The organism is Staphylococcus croceilyticus (assembly GCF_002902575.1).
Lineage (GTDB): Bacteria > Bacillota > Bacilli > Staphylococcales > Staphylococcaceae > Staphylococcus > Staphylococcus croceilyticus.
This window is the reverse complement of sequence record NZ_PPRD01000015.1, coordinates 1-8,028: the sequence shown is the minus strand read 5'-3', so window position 1 is coordinate 8,028 and position 8,028 is coordinate 1. Positions and strand designations below refer to the sequence as shown.

Genomic DNA, 8,028 nt, shown 5'->3' with positions numbered 1-8,028 from the left:
ATTATATAGGGTATATAGTAATAAATGACGAAAAGTTAACGAATTTCATAGAAATTGAATTTACTAAAATTTTATGAAACAAAGGTCATGAGACCCTTGTTTAACTTATAACACATTTGTTTAACAATGGGACTAATGGCCTTTTTTTGTTCGTTTCTTTTTCTTCAGGGTTAAATTAGGAAGGAGAAAGTTAATGACGCTAAGTATTAAAAACTTAACCAAGATTTATTCAGGGAATAAAAAAGCGGTAGATAATATTTCATTAGATATTGAATCTGGGGAATTTATTGCTTTTATTGGGACAAGTGGTAGTGGTAAAACGACAGCTTTACGAATGATTAACCGCATGATTGAAGCTACTGAAGGAACTATTGAAATGAATGGGAAGAATGTGCGAAGCATGAATCCAGTAGAATTGCGACGCAGTATTGGTTACGTAATTCAACAAATTGGGCTTATGCCACACATGACGATTCGTGAAAACATTGTGTTAGTACCGAAACTTTTAAAATGGTCTAAAGAAAAGAAGGATGCGAAAGCGAAGGAATTAATCAAGTTAGTGGATTTACCTGAAGATTATTTGGATCGATATCCCTCTGAATTATCAGGTGGTCAACAACAACGTATAGGGGTTGTACGTGCATTAGCAGCTGAACAAGATATTATCTTAATGGATGAACCGTTTGGTGCATTGGATCCTATTACAAGAGACACTCTACAAGATTTAGTAAAAGAATTACAACAAAAGTTAGGGAAAACTTTCATATTTGTAACGCATGACATGGACGAAGCGATTAAATTGGCAGACCGCATATGTATTATGTCACAAGGTAAAATTGTGCAATATGATACGCCAGATAATATTTTAAGAAATCCAGCGAATGATTTCGTTAAAGAGTTTATTGGACAAAATAGACTGATTCAAGACCGCCCTAATATGAGAACAGTTGAAGATGCGATGATTACCCCTGTGACTGTTAAAGCAGATGATTCATTGAATGATGCAGTTAATATTATGAGACAAAAACGTGTCGACACTATCTTTGTGGTGAATAATCATAATCGCTTATTAGGTTTCTTAGATATTGAGGATATTAATCAAGGTTTACGCCAAAGAAAAGAACTTATCGATACAATGCAACGTGATGTTTATAAAGTACATATAGATTCAAAATTGCAAGACTCTGTTCGTACCATTCTTAAACGAAATGTGAGAAACGTTCCAGTTGTCGACAACGATAATACGTTAATTGGTCTAATAACACGTGCTAATTTAGTAGATATCGTATACGACTCAATTTGGGGCGAAGGCGATGGTGAAATGAAATTGTCAGATTCACATATGAATGATGTAGAACGTGAGAATGAAATTGGTAATCAAGAGAAAAAAGAAATAGCACAACACCAACATGAAGATGCGACACATAAACAAAAAGACGTAATCGATCGTTTTGATACAGAGAACTTAGATGATACGCATGATTCAGGAGTTGATCGTTAATGAAAGAATTTTTCCAAGAATATGGAAGCCAACTCGTATCAAAAACAATCGAACACTTTTACATATCAGTCATCGCGTTATTACTTGCGATTGTCGTAGCAGTACCATTAGGAATTTTATTATCTAAAACTAAGCGTACTGCGAATATCGTATTAACGATTGCAGGTGTGCTTCAAACGATACCGACTTTAGCCGTTTTAGCAATTATGATTCCAATCTTTGGTGTAGGTAAGACACCAGCGATTGTCGCGTTATTTATTTATGTATTGTTACCAATTTTAAATAATACCGTACTGGGTGTACAAAATATTGATAAAAATATTATTCAAGCCGGTACGAGTATGGGTATGACGAAATTTCAATTAATGAAGGATGTAGAGTTGCCACTAGCTTTACCGTTAATTATTAGTGGCATTCGTTTATCAAGTGTATACGTTATTGCATGGGCGACACTAGCAAGTTATGTCGGTGCAGGTGGTTTAGGTGACCTTGTATTTAATGGTCTAAACTTATATGAACCACCAATGATTATTAGCGCTGCTATTCTTGTAACGTGCTTAGCTTTAATTGTAGACTTCTTGCTTTCTTTAGTTGAAAAGTGGGCCGTGCCTAAAGGACTTAAAGTATCTAGATAATTGAAAAGGGAGGATTTCTTAATTTATGAAAAAGTTTAAAATAACTTTCATACTTCTGGCATTGTCCCTCGTAGTTTTATCTGGATGTGGATTACCAGGTCTAGGCGATGGCGATGCGAAAGACAGTGTTAAAATCACTGCAACAGAAACTAGTGAAACAAAGATCATGGCAAATATTGAGAAATTAATGATTGAACATTACACACATGATAAGATTAAACCTACGATTATAGGTAACTTAGGATCTAGTATTATTCAACATAATGCGTTACAACGTGGCGATGTGAATATGTCGGCGGTACGTTATACAGGAACTGAATTGACAAGTGTTTTAGACGCACCACCTACAAAAGATCCGAAAAAGGCGATGGCAGAGTCGCAAAAACTTTTCAAAAAGAAATATGATCAGAAATATTATAATTCATTTGGATTTGCCAACACTTATGCATTTATGGTGACTAAAGAAGTTGCTGATAAATATCATTTGGAAAAGGTCTCAGATTTGAAAAAATATAAAGATGAATTACGTTTGGGCATGGATACGCAATGGATGAACCGTGCTGGTGATGGCTATCCAGCATTCCAAAAAGATTATGGCTTTAAGTTTGCGAGTGCACGTCCAATGCAAATTGGTTTAGTGTATGATGCATTAAAGAATAAGAAATTAGACGTGGCGGTAGGTTATTCAACGGATGGTCGTATTGCAGCGTATAATTTAAAGGTTCTTAAAGATGATCGCAAGTTCTTCCCACCGTATGATGGTAGTCCGTTAGCGACAGAGAAATTAGTTAAAGATAACCCAGAAATTGATAAAGCATTAAAGAAATTAGAAGGTAAAATTAGTACAAAAGAGATGCAGAAATTAAATTATGAAGCAGATGGTAAAGGTAAAGAGCCTGCCGTTATTGCTGAAGAGTATGTGAAAAAACATAACTATTTCGAAGATGATAAGAAGGGTGGTCAAAAATAATGAAAGGTAACTTATTAAGCTCACTTTATGAATATTATACCTTGAACTTTGGCTATCTTATGGAGTTATTTTTTAAACATTTATTAATGTCGATTTATGGTGTGTTATTCGCGTGCATTATTGGAATTCCATTAGGGATACTTATTGCGCGTTATTCTAAGTTAGCGTGGCCAGTTATTACGATAGCGAATATTATTCAAACCGTACCTGCTATCGCTATGTTAGCTATCTTAATGTTGGCGTTAGGCTTAGGTCCAACGACAGTAGTTGTAGCCGTGTTCTTATATGCGTTACTTCCTATTATTAAGAATACGTATACTGGGATTACGGAAGTGGATTACAACATTAAAGATGCTGGTAAAGGTATGGGGATGACAAGTAATCAAATTATGCGCATGATTGAATTACCTTTATCATTATCTGTTATTATTGGAGGAATTCGTATAGCACTTGTTGTAGCTATTGGTATTGTGGCTATCGGTTCATTTATTGGTGCTCCTACACTTGGTGATATCATCATTCGTGGTACGAACTCAACAGACGGTACGGTTTTCATTTTAGCAGGGGCTATTCCTATTGCTTTAATTGCGATTATTATTGATTTAGGTTTACGCGGTTTAGAAAGAAAATTAGACCCAACACATAAAAGTAAAAAGAATAAACAAGTTCAAAGTGTGAACTAACATATTAAAAAGCGTTGATTAGCAAGTGTGGTAGAGAAGTCTACTGCTTGTTAATCAACGCTTTTCTTTGTTAAATTAAGTATTTAATTATTGTCACTTTAGAATAAGAATGATGCTAACGGAGGTACGATGGCTACGATAATAACACCTACGATAACCACTGCGATACTTCCCATTGATTCTTCTGTTTCCCCTAATTCTTTTGCTGCGGCAACGCCTAATGTATGTCCGCTTGTACCTAACGCTAAACCACGTGCGATAGGGTTAGAGATTTTAAATAATTTAACGATTTTAGTACCTAATGCAGAAATCACGACTGCGTTTAAAATAACGGCTAATGATGTTAATTCTTTAACACCACCAATACCTTCTGAAACTGGTAAGGCAATCGCTGTTGTAGCCGCTTGTGGTAACATTGATGCACCAATTTGATCTCCTAATCGGAAAACGATTGTTACTAAATAAATTAAGATTAAAGCAACTAATGTACCGATTGCGATACCACCAAAAATTTGTAGCCAATATTTCTTTAATACATCACGTTTTTTGTATAAAGGAATCGCGAAACTAATTGTTGCAGGTTCTAAGAAGAAGTTGATGATGTCGCCACCAATTTTATAATTTTCATAGCTGATACCTGTAACTTTTAAGAAAACAATACCTGCTACCATTGCCACGAAGAGTGGTGCAAGTAAGAAGAAACCATTTGTCTTTTTATAAAAGTATTGTGCGATAACAAACGGAATGAGTGAGACTAATATCCCAAAATATGGTGTTGTGATACCTAAATGCTCTGCCATTATTTACCCTCCCCAAGTTTTGTGTTTTCATTTTGTTCTTTAGATGGGAATAATGATTTTGTAACGAATAACTGTGAAACAAATCCCACACAAATAAGTAATAATAATGTTGAAATAATGATTAATAATAAGATTAAAATCGGATGTTGACTTAAAATTGGTAATGAATTAATAACTGATACCCCAGCTGGTACGAATAAGAAACTAATGTTATTAGTTAGCGCTGTACCGACACTTTCAACTTGTCCCAATTTTACAATTCCCGTACATAATAATATAAATAATAATACTAGTCCGATAACCGATGCTGGCATTGGAAATGGTATAAAGCTTTCAATAATTTTTGAAATTAATAAAACGACTGCAATGGTTAAAGCTTGTTGGAAAAAGTTATATGTTTTTTCAACTTTGCCATTTCCGTGATTACGCGTTTCTTGCGTCTTTGCTTGACTCATTGTTTTTCGCTCCCTCTCTCTCTTTCTCTTAAGTTCAGTTTATTATTGAAGCGGTTACTTTTGGGAGATTGAAAGGCGAGTTACAAAAAATGTGTTGTGAGATGCATTATTTGATAGGTGACTATCAATAGAGCAAATGAAGTTGTTAGCTACTTTAAATAAGAGTTAATACATAGCTACGTTTCAGAAATTTTAAGGTAAAAAAGAAAAGCTTTTAATCTCATATTAGCGAGCTGAATTGAAAGCTCTCCATGGATTAAAAGCTTAGAGTTAGTATGATAATACGCAAACGTATTTATTTTAAACCAATTTCTTGTTTGAACGCTTTCATATAAGAACGACTGACTTGGTATTTAATGCCAGTTGTCATAGTTACTTGATAAGTGTAGTTAAACCATTGTTCTACACTATCGATATGTTGCTTATTAATAATCGTGGCACGATGAATTTTAATGAATTGTTCTTCTGGCAACTTTTTATCATAAGAATTGAGCGGTTCTGTTGATTCATAATCCTTCTTGATCGTAGAAATCGTTGTAACACCATTATTAACTGAAACACCAACGATGTCTGCTAAGTTAATCACATAAATACGTTCATCGACTTCGATAGGAATGACAGATGGTGAAGCGGTAGTTGACTTATCACTTGGCATAGGGTTTTCTTTTTGTGCGAATTCAGGCGATTCTGTCGTATTTGAACGAAGTAATAGTGCACGTTTTACTTTTTGAACTGCTTGCGCGATACGTTCTTGTTCAAAGGGTTTTAAAATATAATCTAGTGCGTTAAGTTCAAATGCTTTTACAGCAAAGGTATCATGCGCTGTGGCAAAAATAATATAGGGGGCCTGTTTCATTTTTTGAATTTTTCCAGCTAAATCAATGCCACTTTCATCCATTAAATTAATATCAAGAAAGACAAGGTCATACGTTTCATAAAGTAATTTTTCAAGTGTCTCTTCAATATTTTCAGCTTCTTCTATTAATTCAAATCCACCCAACTCGTCTAATAAATAGTGTAATTCATTACGCGCTAGGGGTTCATCATCTACAATTAGCGTTTTCACTTAGTCTTCCTCCTTTAAATGGTGATAAGGGATGTGACAACTCACAGTAGTGCCTTGATCAGTAGAATTGAAATGAAGTTGAGCGATAGAACCATATATTCCAATTAAACGTCGGTTCAAATTCTCCAGTGCGCTTCCTGTACCTGTTTCAGACATGACACTCATTTGACCAATCAATGGTAATTTCTCTACGTCAATACCATTTCCGTTGTCACTCACAGCAATTTTAAGCGCTTGTTGCTCATAGTGGGCATTGACCTCAATGATGTTATCTTTACGTCGATGCTTAAAGGCATGCTTAATTGCATTTTCAACTAGTATTTGAATAATGAAAGGTGGAATTAACACATTTTTACAATCTTGGTCAACATGATAATGAATCGTAAAGCGGTCAGGGAATCTTGCTTGTTCTAATGATAAGTATGCTTCTACTTGTTGTAATTCTCTTTCTAAAGTGATCGTATTATTACGCGCTCCTTGCAAGTTTGATCGAAAGAACTGACTTAAATGTAGTAATAGTTTGCGCGCCTTTTCACTATCGATACGTACAAGCGCCGAAATCGTATTAATCGCATTGAAGAAGAAATGTGGATTCACTTGCGCTTGTAATGACTTAATTTCAGCATCGCGCAAGAGTTTACTTTGCATCTCAGCTTGTCCAAGTTCTAATTGACTTGAGAAAATGTCTGCCAAACCACGCGCGAGTTGTTTCGTCGAAGTTGTGATGTCACGTTCTTCAGTAAAATAAAATTTTAAGGTGCCAGCTATTTCATTATTTGTCATAAGGGGGATAACAATCGCAGCCGTCAAAGGACAATTTGGATTGTTGCAACCAATACTTTCTTTTGAATGGGCTTCCTTCAATTGCCCAGTGCGAATAACTTCTTTAGATAAATGAGTGATAATTTCTTTCTTCGCAACATGATGATCACTTCCAGCTCCCACATGTGTTAGGATATCTGTTTTATTAGTAATCGCTACGGCAGACACTTTCATTAACTTTAAAATGATTTCAGCTACTGGTCTTGCTGATTTCTCGTTCAAACCAGAACGAAAATAAGGCAACGTTTTATTCGCTAGTTCTAACACATCATGGGTTTGTATCGCACGTGTTTGTTCTTCTTGTTTAAGTGTCGATAAGATGATGGATAAGAAAATAGCGGTACCAATACTGTTAATTAAAATCATAGGTAATGATATAAATTGAACTAATGACCAAGCAGCCGTTGCGTCATCAGCAAAAACAAAAATACAAATCATTTGAATACCTTCATTTAATGCTCCTATGATTGCGCCAACTAGCATAGTAGGGTAAGTATAGCGACGCATCGTACGGTAACCATACAATCCTGATATTAAGGCAATAAATACAGATGAGATTAAATAAGTATAGGCATTTGCGCCACCAATAAATAAACGTGATAAACCAGATATAATACCAACAATAATAGCCACAAACGGTCCGCCAATCAGACCTGACATACCAATAGTTAACACACGTGTATTAGCCATCGAAGCATTATCATTCAAATGATAATAAATATTGCTAGAAATAATTTTGCCATTTTCAATCTCAATTCCTGTGAAATTAGAAATAATCGCGAAAAGAGAGAAAATAATCGTTAATTGCCATTGGGAACGAAGCTTTTCACGTTCACCCATCATCGTTTTAAAATGATTAATATTCATCAACATATAGGCAATGATAATAATTAAACCTACACGTTCTAGTAACAATATAAATAAGTTAAACATTGACTCGCACCTATTGTTAAAATTTTGAAAATACATTTATTATAACTTTATTTATTATAATATGAGAAAAATGAAGTTGATAGGTGTAAAGTATTACTTATAATTACGAAAATATGAAATTTATTAATATAGATGAGTTTATATATTCAAATTAATCATAATT

At 34.5% G+C, this 8,028-nt stretch carries 8 protein-coding genes; 4 read left to right on the top strand and 4 right to left on the bottom strand.

Translation table 11 applies throughout. The features are described from left to right. Positions 1-193: 193 nt before the first annotated feature. Genes CD128_RS03770 through CD128_RS03755 form a run of 4 tightly spaced genes read left to right on the top strand, consistent with a single transcriptional unit; the run spans position 194 to position 3,789 of the window. Positions 194-1,501, top strand: coding sequence for a betaine/proline/choline family ABC transporter ATP-binding protein (locus CD128_RS03770; RefSeq protein WP_103328751.1), 1,308 nt, complete (start codon positions 194-196; stop codon positions 1,499-1,501). Next, positions 1,501-2,136, top strand: a complete 636-nt coding sequence (locus tag CD128_RS03765) for an ABC transporter permease (protein WP_103328750.1) — start codon at positions 1,501-1,503, stop codon at positions 2,134-2,136. The genes CD128_RS03770 and CD128_RS03765 overlap by 1 nt, the downstream gene beginning before the upstream one ends. Before the next feature lie 25 nt (positions 2,137-2,161). After that, positions 2,162-3,106: an osmoprotectant ABC transporter substrate-binding protein gene (locus CD128_RS03760; RefSeq protein ID WP_103328749.1), complete on the top strand. Its 945-nt coding sequence runs from the start codon at positions 2,162-2,164 to the stop codon at positions 3,104-3,106. Further along, positions 3,106-3,789 (top strand): ABC transporter permease, encoded by a 684-nt coding sequence (locus CD128_RS03755; RefSeq protein ID WP_103328748.1) that lies wholly within the window; start codon positions 3,106-3,108, stop codon positions 3,787-3,789. The genes CD128_RS03760 and CD128_RS03755 overlap by 1 nt, the downstream gene beginning before the upstream one ends. A gap of 98 nt (positions 3,790-3,887) precedes the next feature. On the opposite strand, the gene lrgB is transcribed toward CD128_RS03755, so the two are convergent. From lrgB to CD128_RS03735, 4 genes are all read right to left on the bottom strand, one after another. After that, the gene (gene lrgB, locus CD128_RS03750) at positions 3,888-4,589 is read right to left on the bottom strand and encodes an antiholin-like protein LrgB (protein WP_103328747.1); all 702 of its coding nucleotides are present in this window, start codon (positions 4,587-4,589) and stop codon (positions 3,888-3,890) included. Continuing rightward, the gene (lrgA, locus tag CD128_RS03745; RefSeq protein WP_103328746.1) at positions 4,589-5,044 is read right to left on the bottom strand and encodes an antiholin-like murein hydrolase modulator LrgA; all 456 of its coding nucleotides are present in this window, start codon (positions 5,042-5,044) and stop codon (positions 4,589-4,591) included. The genes lrgB and lrgA overlap by 1 nt, the downstream gene beginning before the upstream one ends. A gap of 295 nt (positions 5,045-5,339) precedes the next feature. After that, positions 5,340-6,110, bottom strand: coding sequence for a response regulator transcription factor LytR (locus CD128_RS03740; protein ID WP_103328745.1), 771 nt, complete (start codon positions 6,108-6,110; stop codon positions 5,340-5,342). Further along, positions 6,111-7,865: a sensor histidine kinase gene (locus CD128_RS03735; protein ID WP_103328744.1), complete on the bottom strand. Its 1,755-nt coding sequence runs from the start codon at positions 7,863-7,865 to the stop codon at positions 6,111-6,113. Positions 7,866-8,028: the final 163 nt, after the last annotated feature.